This is a genomic window from Bradyrhizobium sp. SZCCHNRI2009 (assembly GCF_032485115.1).
Classification (GTDB): domain Bacteria; phylum Pseudomonadota; class Alphaproteobacteria; order Rhizobiales; family Xanthobacteraceae; genus Bradyrhizobium.
This window is the reverse complement of record NZ_JAUEUH010000017.1, coordinates 1-17,766: the sequence shown is the minus strand read 5'-3', so window position 1 is coordinate 17,766 and position 17,766 is coordinate 1. Positions and strand designations below refer to the sequence as shown.

Sequence of the window (17,766 nt, the reverse complement as noted above, 5' to 3'; positions counted from 1 at the left end):
GCCCGGCCCGGCGGATTGATCAAGCCTTGCGCAATCAGCGACAATTCAGCGCGTCGGCGTCGAGCCGGCGCGTCAAAAAATCATGCACTCTCGCGCAGCTCAGGATTGTTTTGCGCGGGCATTTCCAATAATATATCCCGCAATCGATTTTCGGCCGGACGAGATTAGCTATTACCGGTACAGCCGGTTCAGACGCTGACGACCCTTCCAAAAATTCGATCTAACCAGCCCAGGAGACTGGGCTACGCATTTGGTATCTGAGAAGGGAACTACCCCGTGAGCATGGGAACCGTGAAGTGGTTTAACGCAACCAAGGGCTATGGCTTCATTCAGCCGGACGACGGCGGCAACGACGTGTTCGTGCACATCAGCGCCGTCGAGCGCGCTGGTCTCGGCACGCTGCGGGAAGGCCAGAAGATCTCCTACGAGATCGTGGCGGACCGCCGTTCGGGCAAGTCGTCGGCCGACAATCTCCGCGCCGCCAATTGAGCGACGCCGGGCGATCGCGCATGCGATTGCCCATCTGGACAACGAAAGGCCGCCTTGCGCGGCCTTTTTTATTGCCTTGATTGTTTGCCGCCGAGTTCTGCTCGTCCAAATGACCGTAGTGTCGGTCGCTCCGGTTCGCAGGCGCGTATGCGACTGCGGCCCCGGGGCCGGGCGGGCTCCGTTGCGGCAGCCCTCACCTCAGCAGGAAGTCGCCGGGCTATACATCACACAGGTCGACTGCCGCGGGCGGGTATAGGCGACGTCGCTGAGATTGACGCCCGTCTTGCCCATGACGTAGCCGATCGTCGGAACGTACTGGTAGTTCACCTCGCTGAAGATCAGATAGGTGCCGGACACCAGCAATTCAGCCGGCACGCCGACCGTCATGCCGACGGTTCGCGGCGTCGATCCCTTGCTCCACTTCACCGTCGCCTGCTTGGTGGTGGGATCGACATAGAGCTCGGTGATCGTCGCATTCACCGGCGTCGTGGAATACGGGTACATGATGCCGGTCGAGGCGGCGAAGAAGTTCGACATGTCGCTGTCGCCAACCGAGGTCGATTGCGAGGTCAGATCCGACAGGGTGCGCGCCATCAGGGTGACCTTGCGGTCGACGGCGATGGCCGAGCAGAATTCGACCGTGCCGAAGAACATCACCAGCATCAGCGGCACGATGAATGCGAACTCGGTGGCCGCGACACCGCGACAATCGGCAGCGAAGGCGTCGATGCGACGCCACAGGCGCAGGCTCGAAGACATACCCGGCATTCTTCCCAACGGCATGATGAATTCCTGGTGTCCCTCAGAAGAAGCTCGCGAGGTCAGCGTTATGAATACGGCTCGTTCTTGAATGCGGCCGTACCCACCAGCAGGCGCTTACTGCCGCTCAGATTGGCGATGTTGTAGCCGAGCCCCGTCACGAAGATCGGCCATTGATAGAACAGCCTGACGACGACGATGTCTCCGGCCGCGCCCGGGCTGTAGGTCATGTTGTTGACGAAGTTGCCGCTGTTGTCGATCTGGTTGCTGATGGAGACGCTCCCGAACGAGGAGTAGCTCTTCACGTCGATATAGATCTTGTTGCAGTCGAACAGCGCGGGAACCTGGGTGCAGACGTAACTCGCGAACTGCGACTGCGTATAGGCGCCCTGTTGCGCCTGTCCGGTCAGGATCATGCGCGCCGAGTCCTGCGTGATCGTCTCGAGCACCTGGCCGGCAAAGAACATCAGCGCCGTTTCGATGATCGCGAACAGCAGCGCAAAGAAGACCGGCGCGACCAGCGCGAATTCGAGCGCGGCCGATGCCCGCCGGTTACGCCGGAAGCGGCGCAACAGCCGGCGCATCGAAGCGGTCAAGGAGACGGGGGCTTGCATGGGGTCATCCGGACTGGAAGGCATCAACCTGGGTGAAACGAATAGCGGAAACTCCTTGGGAAAGAGTTTCCTACAATACGGACAGTATGGCCCGCCGCATCAACGTCCCGCTAACCATGCTTGGGGGTTCGCTCGCAGCCAGCCCTTCGAGGCAGCGCGCCACCTGCCCGACCCGATCATCGAAACCAAACGAATCGGGCGATCCAGCCGCAGCACCGGCGGCAAGGCTCACCGCATCGTCGGTGCGGAGGCGCGTGGAGATCCGGTCAGGCGCTGCCATCGACCCGGCCAAGCATGGCCAGGCCAGCGCTCAGTTGGTCTTCGAGGCCGCTGCCGCGTTGCCGCTCGCCGTGCTGGACATCGTTCCAGCCTGGTCGAGCACCGATTTGAAGTAGTTGTCGCCGTCGCCCAAGGTCACCCGGCGCTGGCAGATCGGCATGCAGCTATAGGTCTCACGATCGACGCCCCGATACACCGTCACGAGCTGGTCGGTGGGTCCGGCGACCTGGATCTGGCGATCGATCAGCACCTGTCCGCCGCGATCCATCGCAATGAAGTTGGTGGCACCGTAGCTCTTGCCGGTGACGACGATGATGCCGCCGCTCTGCAAGGTCACATCGGCGATCATCGGATTGCCGACGACGAGCGTCGCGACCCGGTCGGGCAACTTGACCAGCTTGGCCTGGTCGACATTCACGGCGATGGCGGGATCAGGCTCCGCCGAGACGGCAGCCGGCCACAGCAGCACCGCGGCGACGGCCGCCCGCAATGCGAAGGAAACACTAGGACGACACGACACAAAGAACGACATACTCAACCCCGGGACATTGACGAGCCGTCTCAAGCGATACGCAGCGGTGACGGCGCCCGACGCGGCAAATCTGCGCTCAATTGGTGAATGATCTGCAAACGTCGCGACGAAGCCTCGGGCGGTTGCAGAACACGTCATCTTCGGAACGGAAAGGCGAGCTGACCGCCGAACTCACCGGGCATCGTCGCCTCGTCCTTGCCGTAGGCCATGGGCAACTGCCCCTCCGGCATCCGAAACGTGCCGAACAGGATGTCCCAGATCGGGAACGTGCCGGCGAAATTGGTGTTGCCGCCCTGCTCCATCGACGTGTGGTGCCAGCGATGGAAGACGGGTGTGGCGAGGACATATTTCAGCGGGCCCAGCGTCCAGTTGAGATTGGCGTGGACGAAGGCCGAATGGAACGTCGTGAACGGTCCGACCCAGATCATGACGTTGGGCGAGATGCCGGCCATCAAGAGGATGACGTCGACCGCGATCGTGCCGAGGATCAGGTTGATCGGATGGAAGCGGGCCGCCGAAATCCACTCGAGATCCTCCGACGAATGGTGAACCGCGTGGTATTTCCAGAACTCGCCGCCATGGAACAGACGATGCGTCCAGTACAGCATGAAGTCGGAGAGCACGAGGAAGAGCCCCCCCTGCAGCCATTCGGGAAGCTGCGCCAGCGGGCCGTGCCCGTTTTCATAGAAGGCGATCAACTCGTCGGCGTCGCGGATCTTGAAGACAACGCTGGCGCCGAGCACGAGAAAGCCGATGCGGAGCACCCGCGCGAACACCGGCACGAAGAACCAGTAGACCACGTCGGTGACGAGCTCGCGCTTCTGCCACCACGGCTTGCCGGGATTGCAGGCCCAGAAGTGACTGAGCACCGAGAACACCACTGCCAGCATCAAGGTGATCGGCAACACCTTCTCGATGGTCTGGCCGAGCATCAGCGCGACTTCCCATGGCAGACCGGACATCACATTCCTCATCTCATGAACTGTTCCGAGGGGTACTCCCAGGCGCTTAAGGAGCCGTGAACCTGCGCGCCCGCAGAACCGCTCTGCCGATCGGCCCAGCGCGATCGACATCGAGCCACATGCTCCACCAGCCAGGTCGACACGGCCCCATGCATATCGTGTGGATAGTGTGGAATGCGGAGCAGGCCTGGCGATGGATGGGGCCGGGCATGACGGCCAAAACCCTGCGCTCGTCTTTTCAGCGAGACCGACTGCGGCGTGGCCATGCGTTATTTCGAATGGTCGTGCTGCACTTCATCCAATGTTTACTCTGCACAATAACAGCCATTTGTCGCCGTGTTTCGGCGACCGAATTAACTACGCCGAAATTCCTGCCCCCTACGGTGGCCGCATGGTCACGGTGCTGAGAACGCCGCAACGACCAGAGTTTGTTCGACCAGCCACGTGTACATGGAGTTACCTATGAAGAATCTTCTTGCTCGCTTCGTGAAGGATGAATCCGGCGCGACCGCGATCGAATACGGTCTGATCGCCGCCGGCATCTCGCTCGCGATCATTGCCGCGGTGAACGGTCTCGGCTCCAGCCTGAGCTCCAAGTTCGGCGCGATCAACACCTCGCTGAAGTAAGCGGTCGTCACGGCCGAGCAAAAAAGGCCCCGGACATCCGGGGCCTTTATCATTTCCACATTCAGCTTCGCGGCGTTCAGTGATGCGTAACCACGTTTTGTCCGCAGCCGCGTCCCGGCCTCCGTCCAGCGGGGCCGACGTCGCCTTGCGTTGGATCTGCGGCGGCCTCGGCCTGTCCATCCTCGCTCTGGCGGCCCGCATCGTCAGCGTCTGGTGAGAATGACAACCAGCCAGCCATTCCGGCTGTTTCCCGATCGTTTATTTCTTGCAGCTAGGCTCTGGCGCAGCGGCGCACCCATGCCCCGCGTCGATGCCATTGAGAGCCCATGACCCTCGATCTCGCGCGCCTTCTGCTGTTTCCGGCCCTGATGGCCTTTGCCGCGGCGAGCGACCTGTTCACGATGACCATTTCGAACCGGGTCTCCCTGGCGCTCGTCGCCGGCTTCCTGGTTCTGGCGCCGCTGAGCGGGATGAGCATGGCTGACATGCTGATGCATCTGGGCGCGGGCGCGACCCTGCTGGTGATTGCTTTCAGCTGCTTTGCATTCGGCTGGATCGGCGGCGGTGACGCCAAGGTCGCATCCGCCGCCGCCCTGTGGTTCGGCTTCGCCCACCTGATGAACTACCTGTTGTACGCCTCGATCTTCGGCGGCGTGCTCACCCTCGCCCTCATGCAGTTCCGGCAATGGCCGTTGCCCTACATGCTGGCGGGGCAACCCTGGCTTGCACGCCTGCACGCCAAGGAGAGCGGCGTGCCCTATGGCATCGCGCTCGCCCTGGGCGCTCTGATGGTCTATCCGGAGACCGATTGGGTGAAGGCGATCGACGCCGCGCGCCTTGCATTGCTCTGAACACACCGTGTCAACGCGGTGTTAAGGCGATTTAGATACGCCTCATTAACCATGCTTTGACGAATAACTGCTCAACTCCCATCACGGCGGCGGAAACGTCGCGGCGTCATGTGGAAAGTGAAGCGTATGAATACCGCACGCATTGTGGTTCTGACCATCGCTGTAGGCGCTGGCGGCGTGGCCGCATATCTCGCGAGCGGGTCCGACGACCGGCCGGCTCAAGTCGCCGCGCCCGCGCCGCAGATGCCGACCGTCGACGTTCTCGTCGCCAAGGGCGACATCGCCCTCGGCCAATCCCTCAAGCCCGAAGATCTGCAGTGGCAGAGCTGGCCGGCGGCCACGGCTAGTGCCAGCTTCATCCGCCGCAACGAGCGGCCTGAAGGACAGACGCAGATAACCGGCACGATCGCGCGGGCGCCGTTCATTGCCGGCGAGCCCATCCGCGAACAAAAGCTCGTCAAGGCCGACGGCTCGGGCTTCATGGCCGCGATCCTGCCGGCCGGCATGCGCGCCGTTTCCACCGAGATTTCTCCGGAGACCGGCGCCGGCGGCTTCATCCTGCCGAACGACCGCGTCGACGTGATCCTGTCCAAGCGCGAACGCAATCCGGATCAGCCCAACGCGGGCGACGTCGTCAGCTCCGATATCATCCTGTCGAACATCCGTGTGCTGGCGATCGATCAGGCCCCCAAGGAAAAGGACGGCCAGACCACGGTGGTCGGCAAGACCGTCACGCTGGAGCTGAAGCCGGAACAGGCCGAGACGCTCGCGCGTGCCCGTCAAACCGGAACGCTGTCCCTGGCGCTCCGCAGCATCGCCGACGTCAACGTGGCCGAGCGCCGCACGGACGAGACCAGCCGCAAGCGCAGCGACAGCGTTGCCGTCGTCCGCTTCGGCATTCCCAGCACGATGACGACGCAGAAGTGAGCAAGAGGACCACCCAGATGACCTGCAGCGAAAATCAGCGTAAGATGCGGACCCTGCTGGTCCGCGCGCTGTCGTTTTCGGCCGCCGCTGCGCTGACCCTCAATCCGGCGATCGCGCCGGTGATCGCGGCAGACTATCGCCCGGCGACTGCAGCCGCCGCCGCGGACGGCCAGATCAATGCACGTTTCCTTGCGCTCGGCATCGGCAAGTCCGTCGTCATCGATCTGCCGCGCGACATCAAGGACGTTCTTGTCGCTGATCCGAAGATCGCGAATGCCGTCGTGCGCTCCTCTCAGCGCGCCTACATCATTGGTGCGGCGATCGGTCAGACGAATATCGTCTTCTTCGACGCGCAGGGCCAGCAGATCGCGGCCTACGACATCGCGGTCAAGCGCGACCTGAACGGCGCCCGGGCGGCGCTGAAGCAGTTGCTGCCGAATGCCGATATCCAGATCGAGGGCCTCGCCGACAGCATCGTGCTGACCGGCTCGGCGTCGAGCCAGATCGAAGCCCAGCAGGCCGGCGAACTGGCCGCCCGGCTCGCCGGCGGCGCCGACAAGGTCGTCAACTCGATCACCGTGCGCGGCCGGGACCAGGTGATGCTGAAGGTGACGGTCGCCGAGGTGCAGCGCTCGGTCGTCAAGCAGCTTGGCATCGATCTCTCCGGCCAGCTCAACTACGGAACTGCTGTCGTCAAATTCGCGAACTCCAATCCGTTCACCGCCTACGGTAGCAATCTCGTCTCCAACAACGCCGTGACCGCAGCGTTGGGCGGGGCGACCCCGACGGTGCAGGCGACACTGCGCGCCATGGAGAACGCGGGCGTGATCCGTACGCTCGCCGAACCCAATCTGACCGCCATCTCGGGCGAGTCCGCGACCTTCATCGCCGGCGGCGAGTTTCCGGTTCCCGCCGGTTACTCCTGTGATCCGACGACCCATGTCTGTACGACGCAGATCAGCTTCAAGAAGTTCGGCATCTCGCTCAACTTCACGCCCGTCGTGCTCAGCGAGGGCCGGATCTCGATGCGGGTGATGACCGAGGTCTCGGAGCTCTCAAACGAGAACTCGATCACGCTGTCGCAAGCCGTCAGCTCGACGACGGTCAACTCGTTGACGGTTCCATCGATCAAGACCCGGCGCGCCGAGACCACGCTCGAAATTCCCTCCGGCGGCGCCATGGCGATGGCCGGCCTGATCCAGCAGCAGACCAAGCAGGCGATCAGCGGCATGCCGGGCCTGATGCAGCTGCCGGTCCTCGGCGCGCTGTTCCGCAGCCGCGACTACGTCAACAACCAGACCGAACTGATGGTTCTGGTGACGCCGTTCGTCGTCCGCGCCGTGGCACAGAAGGATCTCTCCCGCCCAGACGACGGCTTTGCGGCCGCGTCCGACCCCCAGGCCGATCTCCTGGGTAGCATCAACCGCATCTACGGCGTACCCGGCCGGGTCGAACCCGGACGCAACTATCGCGGCACCTATGGCTTCATCACGGACTGAGCCGGGACAAGGACCTGCAACGATGACCACCACATCCAGCCCCGCCCGATACCGACGCCTGCCCCTTGCCGCAGCGCTCGCCGGAGCCGCAGCCCTGCTCGGCGCCTGCAACTACACCAGAGACGCCGCCACCACGGCGAGCATCCCCGACGACTACCGGCTGCGCCACCCGATCGCGATCCAGGAGGCCCCGGACTCCCTGGTGGTCTTCGTCGGCCAGGGTCGTGGCGGCCTGACGGCCGAGCAGCGCGCCGACGTGATGGGACTGGCCCAGAGCTGGATTCGCCAAGGCACGGGCGCGATCAGCGCCGACGTGCCGAGCGGCACCCCCAACGCACGGGCGGCCGCCGACTCGATGCGGGAGATCCACTCCCTGCTGGCCGCCGCCGGCGTCCCGCCGCACGGCATCACCGTACGCAACTATCAGCCGAAGGACCCGCGCCAGATGGCCGCGATCCGGCTGAGCTACCCAAAAATGTCGGCCACGGTGGGGCCCTGCGGGATCTGGCCGGATGACCTCGGGCCGTCGATCAAGAACAAGAACTGGTTCGACAACAAGCCTGACTGGAACTACGGCTGCGCCTACCAGCGCAACATGGCGGCAATGGTCGCCAACCCGTCGGATCTCGTGCAGCCGCGATCCGAAACGCCGTCCTATACCACCCGGCGCACGGCATTGTTCGACAAATATCGCAAGGGACAATCAACCGCGATCACGTATCCAGAGGCCGACAAGGCCAAACTCAGCGACACAGGCAAATGATCAGCTACGCCCGACAGACCCAAGAGGAGCAGCCTGACGTCGTGCCGCCGCCGGCCGACGATCACATCGCGCCCGCGCCGCGCGTGTCCGTGCAGGCGTTCTGTGAGACGGTGGAAACCGCCGCGACGGTCCAGGCCGCCGGTGAGGACCGGCGCCTCGGCAAGGCCCATCTGAAGGTTCAGATGGGTGGCATGGCGGCGGCGATCGAGGCCTACCGGTCTGCCCCGACCCCGAACGTCATCATTCTGGAGACGGATGCACGCACCGACATCCTGGCCGGCCTGGATCAGCTCGCGACGGTTTGCGACCCGGGCACGCGCGTCGTCGTGATCGGCCGCGTCAACGACGTCACGCTGTATCGCGAGCTCGTTCGGCGCGGCGTCAGCGACTATGTGCTGTCGCCAGTGACGCCGATCGACGTCGTCCGCTCGATCTGCAACCTATTCTCCGCGCCGGAAGCCAAGGCCGTCGGGCGCATCGTTGCCGTCGTCGGCGCCAAGGGCGGCGTCGGAGCCTCGACCCTGGCCCATAACATTGCCTGGGCGATCGCGCGCGACCTGTCGATGGACTCCGTGGTGGCAGATCTCGATTTGGCGTTCGGCACCGCCGGCCTCGACTACAACCAGGATCCCGCGCAGGGCATCGCGGACGCCGTCTTCTCACCGGACCGGATCGACATCGCCTTCATGGACCGGCTGTTGTCGAAATGCACCGATCATCTGAGCCTGCTGGCCGCGCCTGCGACGCTCGACCGGGTCTACGATTTCGGCGCCGAGGCATTCGATGCGGTCTTCGACACGCTGCGGGCCTCGATGCCATGCATCGTGCTCGATGTTCCGCATCAATGGGCAGGCTGGACCAAGCGGGCGCTGATCTCCGCGGATGATATCCTGATCGTCGCGGCGCCGGATCTCGCCTCGCTGCGCAACACCAAGAACATGTTCGATCTCCTCAAGGCCGCCCGGCCGAACGATCGCATGCCGCTCTACTGCTTGAACCAGGTCGGCGTTCCCAAGCGGCCCGAGATCAATGCGAGCGAGTTCGCCAAGGCGATCGAAAGCCCGCCGATCGCAACGATCCCGTTCGAGCCGCAGATCTTCGGCGCGGCCGCCAACAACGGCCAGATGATTGCGGAGATGTCTCCCAGCCATCGGACGACGGAGATGTTTCTCCAGATCGCGCAGCGGCTCACCGGCCGCAGCGAGACAAAGAAGCCGAAAGGCTCCTTCCTGTCGCCTCTGCTGGACAAGCTGAGGGCGAAGTAAGCACGCGTGGAGTTCTAAGTCGTGTTTGGTAAGCGTAGCGGATTGGACAACGATACCAGGGCCCTCAGGCCGGCCGCGCCGGCGCCCGAGCCGGCGCCGGCTGCACCACGCGCGGCGTCTCCGGCCGTGCCGTCGCCACCTCTGGCTCCGACCCGGCAGGCTCCGCCGCCGCCACCACCGGTTGTCGAGGCCCGGCGTTCGGACAGTTACTATCAGGTCAAGGCGACGATCTTCGGGGCGCTGATCGAGGCGATCGATCTCGCTCAGCTGGCCAAGCTCGACGGCGAATCCGCGCGCGAGGAAATCCGCGACATCGTCAACGAGATCATCGCGATCAAGAATATCGTGATGTCGATCGCCGAGCAGGAAGAGCTGCTCGACGATATCTGCAACGACGTGCTCGGCTATGGCCCGCTGGAGCCGCTGCTGTCGCGTGACGACATCGCTGACATCATGGTCAACGGCGCCGGTACGGTCTTTATCGAAGTCAACGGCAAGATCCAGCGCACGGGCATCCGGTTCCGCGACAACCAACAGCTCCTGAACATCTGCCAGCGCATCGTCAGCCAGGTCGGCCGCCGCGTCGACGAATCGTCACCGATCTGCGACGCGCGTCTCGCCGACGGCTCGCGCGTCAACGCCATCGTTCCGCCGCTGGCGATCGACGGCCCCGCGCTCACCATTCGTAAGTTCAAGAAGGACAAGCTGACGCTCGATCAGCTCGTCAAGTTCGGCGCGATCTCGCCGGAGGGCGCGGAGATCCTGCAGATCATCGGCCGCGTCCGCTGCAACGTGCTGATCTCCGGCGGTACCGGTTCGGGCAAGACCACGCTGCTGAACTGTCTGACCAATTATATCGATCACGACGAGCGCGTCATCACCTGCGAGGACGCCGCCGAGCTCCAACTGCAGCAGCCACATGTGGTGCGCCTCGAAACCCGGCCGCCCAACATCGAGGGCGAAGGCCAGGTGACGATGCGCGAGCTGGTGAGAAACTGCCTGCGTATGCGGCCCGAGCGCATCATCGTCGGCGAGGTCCGCGGACCCGAGGCCTTCGACCTGCTGCAGGCCATGAACACCGGTCACGACGGATCGATGGGCACGCTGCACGCCAACAACCCGCGCGAAGCGTTGTCCCGCTGCGAATCCATGATCACGATGGGCGGCTTCTCGCTGCCGTCGCGGACCATCCGTGAGATGATCTGCGCCTCGATCGACGTCATCGTCCAGGCGGCGCGACTGCGCGACGGCTCCCGCCGCATCACGCACATCACCGAGGTGATGGGCATGGAAGGCGACACCATCATCACCCAGGACATCTTCCTCTACGACATGATCGGCGAGGACGCGAACGGCAAGATCATCGGGCGCCACCGCTCGACCGGAATCGGCCGGCCGCGGTTCTGGGAACGTGCGCGCTACTACGGCGAAGAGAAGCGGCTTGCGGCTGCACTCGATGCCGCCGAAGTTGCGAGCAAGGACTGAGGAGAGACCCCATGAAGCTTCAGGCTCTCGCCCTTGCCTTCCTCGCCGCCACCGCGATCGGCGGCATCGCCTGGGTGTTCCTTTATCCCCTGCTGTCGGGTGAGCGGAAGGCCGAGCAGCGGCGCAGCACCGTCGCCAAGTCCGAGCCGGTGGTCCGACAGGCCGAACGCAGCCAACGCTCGCGCCGCGAGCAGGTCGAGTCCTCGCTGAAGGATCTCGAGGCGAAGGCCCAGAAGCAGAGTAAAGTCCCGCTGAACATGCGGATTTCGCAGGCCGGACTCGACTGGACCGTGCAGAAATTCTGGATCGTTTCCGGTGTCCTCGGCTTCGTCGTCTGCGCCGTTGCCTTCTTCGCCGGTGGCGGCCCGCTCGGCGCGCTCGGGCTCGGCTTCGCCGCCGGTCTCGGTCTGCCGCGTTGGATCCTCGGCTACCTCAAGAAGCGGCGCGAGAAGAAATTCCTGGCGGCATTGCCGGACGCCGTCGACGTCATCGTGCGCGGCATCAAGGCGGGCCTGCCGCTGTTCGAATCCATCAAGGTCGTCGCCGCCGACGCGCCAGAGCCTTTGCGCAGCGAGTTCCTCGGGATCATCGAGACCCAGGCGATCGGCATGCCGCTCGGCGAGGCTTGTGCGCGGCTCTATGAACGGATGCCGCTTCCCGAAGCCAACTTCTTCGGCATCGTCATCGCGATCCAGCAGAAGTCGGGCGGCAATCTCTCCGAGGCGCTCGGCAACCTCTCGAAGGTGCTGCGCGACCGCAAGAAGATGAGCGAGAAGATCCAGGCGATGTCGATGGAGGCCAAGGCGTCCGCGGGCATCATCGGATCGCTGCCACCGATCGTGATGCTGCTGGTCTATCTGAGCACGCCCGACTACATCTCGTTGCTCTGGACCCATCCGACCGGCCAGCTGATGCTGGTCGGCTGCGTGATCTGGATGTCGATGGGCATCCTGGTCATGAAGAAGATGATCAATTTCGATTTCTGAGGTGGACCATGGTCGACATTCTGGTCTCCAAGCTGCACGACCCGCACTTCATGACGATGTTCTTCGCCGCCATCGCGGCGACGGCCACCGTCTATACGCTGATCATGCCGCTGTTCGCAGGCGAGAACCTGAACAAGCGCATGAAGGCGGTCGCCAGCGAACGCGAGCGGATCAAGCAGCGCGAGCGCGAGCGGTTGAACGCCGGCGAGAAGGTCTCGCTGCGGCAGACGCCGAAGCAGCTCATCTCTCGTGTGGTGGAGGATTTCAACCTCACCAAATGGCTCGCTCAGGAGGCGGCCCGCGAGAAGCTCATCATGGCGGGCTACCGCGGCCAGGCGCCCTACATCACCTTCCTGTTCGCGCGCCTGGTGACGCCGCTGGTTCTGTTCGTCGGTTCCGTGCTGTACGTCTTCGTGATCGCGCATCTGCAGAAATCGATGCCGGTCAAGATCGGCATCTGCGTCGGCATGGCCTATCTCGGCCTGCAGGCTCCGATGCTGTTCCTCAGCAACGCGATTTCCAAGCGGCAGCTGTCGATCAAGCGCGCGTTTCCCGACGCGCTCGACCTGCTGCTGATCTGCATCGAATCCGGCATGTCGATCGAGGCCGCCTTCCGCCGCGTGGCGATCGAGATCTCGAGCCAGTCGATCGCGCTGTCGGAGGAGTTCACGCTGACCACCGCGGAGCTCTCCTACCTGCAGGACCGCAAGGTGGCCTACGAGAACCTCGCCCGGCGCACCGGCCTCGAAGGCGTGAAGTCGGTCTGCCTCGCGCTCCAGCAATCGGAGCGCTACGGCACCCCGCTCGGGCAATCGCTGCGCGTGATGGCGCAGGAAAATCGCGACATGCGCATGAACGAGGCCGAGAAGAAGGCGGCCGCGCTGCCGCCGAAGCTGACGGTGCCGATGATCCTGTTCTTCCTGCCGGTGCTGTTCGTGGTCATTCTGGGACCGACCGGCATCAAGGTCGCGGCCATGCAGTAGAGGTAGACCGCTCGCGAGAAATTTCGCTTGCGGTCGCGGCTCTACGCTGGAAGCTAGGCGGAGCATGATCGAGGTCTCCGCCTGATGTCCGACAAGCACCGCCGCGCCGATGGCGCCCGCGTCCTGGCCGATCTGAACGCGCTGCGCGCCTTCGGCACCTACAAGACCGGCGTGCACCGGCCGACCTTCTCCGACGCCCATCGTCAATCGCTCGCTTGGCTCGCCGAGCGCCTGCCCGACGCGCAGCTGACGCCTGATATCGACGGCATCGGCAACGTGCTGGGCACCAGCGCCAAGCCAGGCCCCAAGCTGCTGGCCGGATCGCATCTGGAGAGCCAGAACCAGGCCGGCTGGCTCGATGGCCCGCTCGGTGTCGTCTACGCGCTGGAGGCGGCGCGCGTGCTCAATCCCGATCCGTCCATTGTCGGTGCGGTGGAGGTCGCCTCCTGGTGCGACGAGGAGGGCCATTTCGGCAGCATGCTCGGCAGCCGGTCCTATGTCGGCGACGTCAGCGAGGCCGAAATCGATGCTGCCCGCGACCGCAGCAGCCCGCGTACGATGCGGGAGGCGCTTGCCGAGATGGGCCTCGCCGGACGGCCGCGCCTGCAGGCCGAGCGCGGCCGGCATATCGGCTATCTCGAAGCTCATATCGAGCAGGGCGACACGCTCGAGGCGAGCGGGCTCAAGATCGGTGTCGTCACCTCGATCGTCGGCATCTGGCAATACCGCATCACCTTCACCGGCGAGCAGAACCATGCCGGCACGACGCGGATGGCGGTGCGCAAGGATGCCGGGCTCGCGCTCGCCAAGTTCTGTGTGGCGATCGATGCGCGCTTTCCGGCCGCCTGCGGCCCGCGCACGGTGTGGACCACGGGACGCATCACGCTCGATCCGGGCGCACCGAGCATCATCCCCGGCCACGCCGAGATGCTGTTCCAGATCCGCGACGACAATGCCGCCGTGGTCGACCGGCTCGAAGAGCTGCTGCGTGAGATGGCTGCGCAGGCGTCAGCGGCAGGTCCATGCCAGGTCGCCGTCGAGCGCATCCGGACCGGCGCGCCGGCCATGATGGACGGCACGTCCCAGGATGCGATCGAGGCCGCCAGCCGCGATCTCGCCGCCGGCAAGTCGCTGCGGATGCCGAGCGGCGCCGGACACGACGCGCAGGTGCTGGCCACCATCATGCCGGCGGGCATGCTGTTCGTGCCGTCGATCGGCGGCATCAGCCATCACTGGACCGAGAACACCTCCGATGCCGACATCGTCACCGGAGCCGACGTGTTCGTCGACACCTGCCGCCGCCTGCTGACAGGCGCGACACGATAGGCCACGTCATCAGCGAGGCACGTCGTCAGTCCGGCTGGTTGAGCGCGGCCATCGGCGGATTGCGCGCCTTGCCCTTGCCCTGGCTCTGCCCCTGAATCATCTGCTTGAGATAGGCGACGTTGGCGGCGGCCTCGTCCGGCGGCAGATCGGCCCGTGCGATCTGCTCGGCCTCCGCGAAGCGCCCCTGCAGGCCAACGACGAGCGCGAGGTTCTGGCGCACCCGCGCGTCCGCCCCCTGCGAGCCGTAGGCCTGCCGCAGCACCTCCTCGGCCTTCGGCAGCTCCCGCGTCAGCATGTAGGACAGGCCGAGATTGGACAGCACCGAGGGCTCGCCGGGCACGATCTTCAGCGCGCTATCGTAATAGCGCCGCGCCTCCTCGTGGCGGCCCATCTGGTCAAGCACCGTGCCCTGCACCGACAGCAGCTTCCAATCGGGATTGTCCGGCGAGTGCGCGCGCGACAGCACGTCGAATGCGAGCTTGAAATTGCCGTTGTCGGCCAGCGCTCGGCCATAGGCCGCGAGCACGGTCTTGTTGCCGGCGTTGGCGAGCGTCGCCTGCTCCAGCACCGCAACCGCCTGCTCGCGCTGGCCGTTGTTGCGCAGCGCCTGGCCATAGGAGACCGCGATGGCCGCATCCTTGGGGTTGGCGCGGTAGCGCTCGCCATACACCTCGACCGCGCGCTGCGGGGTCGCGGGCGGCGGCGGCTCGGCCCGACCGCGCAGCGAGCCCGTGACGTCGGACATGGTCTGGCAGCCGCCGAGGCCCGCAGCGACGAGCGCGGTGAGGACAACGGACGCAAGCAGCCGGGGAATGGAAGGCGATTGACGCATGTCACGTGGACTCGAACGAGCGAATTGAACGCGCCAGCAATAAACTGTTAACGCTAACAGCCGGTTAATGGCGCGGCCACGGCGCCATCGTCACATCCGCGTCGGTTTGCGGGCCAGGCGGCCGGCGTGATTGCAGCGGCCTTCAAACTCTGCGAAGTCTGGCTGCCGCGCGCCAGTTAGGGAACCATTAGGCATGCCGTCGATGTTCGAGACCGCCTCCACAACGTCCGCCATCCCGATCACCTTCGTAACGAAGGCGAGCTGGCCGGGGATCAAGGAGAGCCTGTCGGCTGAAGCACGCAACTTCGCCGAGGCCAACGTCTACGCCGCCAAGCCCGGCAGCTATCTGGCGCTGCCCGCCGCCGACGGCCACATCGCGCAGGTGCTGTTCGGCCTCGAGGACGACGACGCCAAGCACCGTGACCTGTTCCGGCCGGGCGCCCTGCCCGGCCTGCTGCCCGCCGGCACCTACCGCTTCGCCAATGCGCCGCATGATGCACGGCTCGCCGCGCTCGCCTTTGCGCTCGGCAGCTACCGTTTCGGCCGCTACCGCAAGACCGAGACGCCGGAGGTCCGCCTCGTTCCGCCGGATGGCGTCGACGCCGCCGAGCTGAACCGCCTGGCCGACGCGGCGACATTGGCGCGCGACCTCGTCAACACGCCGTCCAACGACATGGGACCCGAGGAGCTCGAGGCCGCGGCGAAGCAGGTCGCCGACCGCTTCGGCGCGCGCTTCACCAGCATCGTCGGCGACGATCTGCTGCGCCAGAACCATCCGCTGATCCATGCCGTCGGTCGCGCCTCGACCCGCGCGCCGCGGCTGATCGAGCTCGTCTGGGGCGATCCATCGCATCCCAAGGTGACCCTGGTCGGCAAGGGCGTCTGCTTCGATACCGGCGGGCTCGACCTCAAGCCGTCGAGCAGCATGCTCCTGATGAAGAAGGACATGGGCGGCGCCGCCAACGTGCTGGCGCTGGCGCAGATGGTGATGGATGCCAAGCTCAAGCTGCATCTGCGCGTGCTGATTCCAGCGGTCGAGAACGCGGTCGCCGGCAACGCCTTCCGGCCGATGGACGTGTTTCCCTCGCGCAAGGGCCTCACCGTCGAGATCGGCAACACCGATGCCGAGGGCCGGCTGGTCCTGGCCGATGCGCTGGCGCTGGCCGACGAGGAGAAGCCCGACCTGCTGATCGACATGGGCACGCTGACCGGCGCCGCGCGCGTCGCACTCGGTCCCGATTTGCCGCCGTTCTACACCCAGGACGAGGCGCTCGCCGCGGACGTCGCGCGCTGCGCGGCCGCCGAGAACGATCCGCTGTGGCGGATGCCGCTATGGGCGCCTTATGACTCGTGGCTCGACTCCAAGGTCGCGACCATCAACAACGCGCCCTCGGGCGGCTTCGCCGGCTCAATCACCTGCGCGCTGTTCCTGCAGCGCTTCGTCGAGCACGCGAAGAGCTGGCTGCATCTCGACATCTTCGCCTGGACGCCGTCGGCCAAGCCGGGCCGGCCCGAAGGCGGCGAGTGCCAGGCCGCACGCGCGCTCTACAAGCTCCTGAGCGAGCGCTATGGCTGATCCGCGCCTCACGCCCGCGCGCGGCGACATCGCGGCGAAGCATCTCCAGGGACAGGTGACGGCCGCGCGCTTCGTCGAGGGCGAGGCGCTGGTGGTCGTCGATTCCATCGCGCCGCTACGCCAGCAGCCGTTCTCCGGCGCCGAGCTGGCGACGCAAGCGCTGAGGGGCGAGCGCGTCATAGTCTACGATCGCAATGGCGAGGGCTGGGCCTGGGGCCAGCTTGCAGCCGATCAGTATGTCGGCTGGCTGCCGGAGGCGGCGCTGGCAACGCCGGCTGCGGCGCCAACGCACAAGATCAGCGCACTGCGCAGCTTCGCGTTCCCGGGTCCGTCGATCAAGCTGCCGCCGGTCGCGACGCTGCCGATGGGGTCCGCTGTCGCGGTGGTCCGCGAGGACGCGAGCTTCGCCGTGACGGCCGAGGGCTGGTTCGTGCCGAAGCCGCACGTGGCGCTGCTCGGTGCCATCGAGCCCGATTATGTCGCGGTCGCCGAGCGCTTCGTCGGTACGCCCTATCTGTGGGGCGGCAAGAGCAGCCTCGGCATCGACTGCTCCGGCCTGGTGCAGGTGTCGTTGAATGCTGCGGGTGTGCCGTGCCCGCGCGACAGCGACATGCAGCTCGCCGCGCTGGGGCGCTTGCTCGACGGGGGAGAGCCGCTTCGCCGCGGCGATCTGATGTTCTGGAAGGGCCACGTCGCCATCGTGCGCGATGCTGACACGATCGTCCACGCCAACGCGTTTCATATGGCCACGCAGATCGAGCCGATCGGCGAAGCGATTGCCCGTATCAAGGCGAGCGGGAGCGATGTGCTCGCGATCAAGCGGCTGGATTGACTCGCCTCATCGCGCTGGCGCGTCCTCCCGATGAGGTTTTGAGACGCAGGCTCCCTCCTCCGTCATTGCGAGCGTAAGCGAAGCAATCCAGAGTCCCGCCCACGACTCTGGATTGCTTCGCTGCTGTTCAGCCCGGAGACATAGCTTACACCTGTTCGGGGACATAGTTGACAGTTTTG

18 protein-coding genes are annotated in these 17,766 nt (G+C 65.2%); 13 read left to right on the top strand and 5 right to left on the bottom strand.

From position 1 onward, the window contains the following. Positions 1-276 precede the first annotated feature (276 nt). On the top strand, positions 277-489 hold the full coding sequence (locus QX041_RS34150) for a cold-shock protein (protein ID WP_006612155.1): 213 nt from the start codon (positions 277-279) through the stop codon (positions 487-489). A 198-nt stretch (positions 490-687) separates the two neighbouring features. Here QX041_RS34150 and QX041_RS34145 read toward each other — a convergent pair whose 3' ends face one another. From QX041_RS34145 to QX041_RS34130, 4 genes are all read right to left on the bottom strand, one after another. Then, positions 688-1,248 carry a TadE/TadG family type IV pilus assembly protein gene (locus QX041_RS34145; RefSeq protein WP_315713820.1) on the bottom strand — a complete coding sequence of 187 codons (561 nt, stop codon included), beginning with the start codon at positions 1,246-1,248 and terminating at the stop codon, positions 688-690. 68 nt (positions 1,249-1,316) lie between these two features. After that, positions 1,317-1,862, bottom strand: coding sequence for a TadE/TadG family type IV pilus assembly protein (locus tag QX041_RS34140; RefSeq protein WP_315713819.1), 546 nt, complete (start codon positions 1,860-1,862; stop codon positions 1,317-1,319). Between the two features lie 310 nt (positions 1,863-2,172). Beyond that, complete coding sequence (locus QX041_RS34135) at positions 2,173-2,673, bottom strand: pilus assembly protein N-terminal domain-containing protein (RefSeq protein WP_315713818.1); 501 nt, start codon at positions 2,671-2,673, stop codon at positions 2,173-2,175. 134 nt (positions 2,674-2,807) lie between these two features. After that, the gene (locus tag QX041_RS34130) at positions 2,808-3,635 is read right to left on the bottom strand and encodes a sterol desaturase family protein (RefSeq protein ID WP_315713817.1); all 828 of its coding nucleotides are present in this window, start codon (positions 3,633-3,635) and stop codon (positions 2,808-2,810) included. A gap of 462 nt (positions 3,636-4,097) precedes the next feature. Between QX041_RS34130 and QX041_RS34125 the strand changes: the two genes are divergently transcribed. From QX041_RS34125 to QX041_RS34080, 10 genes are all read left to right on the top strand, one after another. Further along, entirely contained in the window at positions 4,098-4,262 is a 165-nt protein-coding gene (locus QX041_RS34125) for a Flp family type IVb pilin (protein WP_231317342.1), read from the top strand. Between the two features lie 326 nt (positions 4,263-4,588). Further along, positions 4,589-5,113 (top strand): prepilin peptidase, encoded by a 525-nt coding sequence (locus QX041_RS34120; RefSeq protein WP_315713816.1) that lies wholly within the window; start codon positions 4,589-4,591, stop codon positions 5,111-5,113. Between the two features lie 126 nt (positions 5,114-5,239). Then, positions 5,240-6,040, top strand: coding sequence for a Flp pilus assembly protein CpaB (gene cpaB / locus QX041_RS34115; protein ID WP_315713815.1), 801 nt, complete (start codon positions 5,240-5,242; stop codon positions 6,038-6,040). Between the two features lie 17 nt (positions 6,041-6,057). Beyond that, entirely contained in the window at positions 6,058-7,539 is a 1,482-nt protein-coding gene (locus tag QX041_RS34110; RefSeq protein ID WP_315714366.1) for a type II and III secretion system protein family protein, read from the top strand. A gap of 22 nt (positions 7,540-7,561) precedes the next feature. Further along, a complete protein-coding gene (locus QX041_RS34105) occupies positions 7,562-8,302 on the top strand; it encodes a CpaD family pilus assembly protein (RefSeq protein WP_315713814.1) in 741 nt (246 codons plus the stop codon). Further along, on the top strand, positions 8,299-9,567 hold the full coding sequence (locus QX041_RS34100; RefSeq protein WP_315713813.1) for a CpaE family protein: 1,269 nt from the start codon (positions 8,299-8,301) through the stop codon (positions 9,565-9,567). The genes QX041_RS34105 and QX041_RS34100 overlap by 4 nt, the downstream gene beginning before the upstream one ends. 21 nt (positions 9,568-9,588) lie before the next feature. Further along, a complete protein-coding gene (locus tag QX041_RS34095) occupies positions 9,589-11,052 on the top strand; it encodes a CpaF family protein (RefSeq protein WP_315713812.1) in 1,464 nt (487 codons plus the stop codon). Between the two features lie 11 nt (positions 11,053-11,063). Further along, complete coding sequence (locus tag QX041_RS34090; RefSeq protein ID WP_315713811.1) at positions 11,064-12,038, top strand: type II secretion system F family protein; 975 nt, start codon at positions 11,064-11,066, stop codon at positions 12,036-12,038. Positions 12,039-12,046: 8 nt separating this feature from the next. Next, the gene (locus QX041_RS34085; RefSeq protein ID WP_315753445.1) at positions 12,047-13,021 is read left to right on the top strand and encodes a type II secretion system F family protein; all 975 of its coding nucleotides are present in this window, start codon (positions 12,047-12,049) and stop codon (positions 13,019-13,021) included. A gap of 84 nt (positions 13,022-13,105) precedes the next feature. Beyond that, positions 13,106-14,347, top strand: coding sequence for a Zn-dependent hydrolase (locus QX041_RS34080; RefSeq protein ID WP_316168105.1), 1,242 nt, complete (start codon positions 13,106-13,108; stop codon positions 14,345-14,347). 25 nt (positions 14,348-14,372) lie between these two features. Here the strand turns inward: QX041_RS34080 and QX041_RS34075 are convergent, their stop codons facing one another. Beyond that, positions 14,373-15,179 (bottom strand): tetratricopeptide repeat protein, encoded by an 807-nt coding sequence (locus tag QX041_RS34075; RefSeq protein WP_316168103.1) that lies wholly within the window; start codon positions 15,177-15,179, stop codon positions 14,373-14,375. A 193-nt stretch (positions 15,180-15,372) separates the two neighbouring features. Here QX041_RS34075 and QX041_RS34070 point away from each other — a divergent pair, with 193 nt between their 5' ends. Further along, positions 15,373-16,755 (top strand): leucyl aminopeptidase family protein, encoded by a 1,383-nt coding sequence (locus QX041_RS34070; RefSeq protein WP_316168102.1) that lies wholly within the window; start codon positions 15,373-15,375, stop codon positions 16,753-16,755. Further along, positions 16,748-17,587, top strand: coding sequence for an NlpC/P60 family protein (locus QX041_RS34065; RefSeq protein ID WP_316168101.1), 840 nt, complete (start codon positions 16,748-16,750; stop codon positions 17,585-17,587). The genes QX041_RS34070 and QX041_RS34065 overlap by 8 nt, the downstream gene beginning before the upstream one ends. The last annotated feature ends 179 nt before the right edge of the window (positions 17,588-17,766 follow it).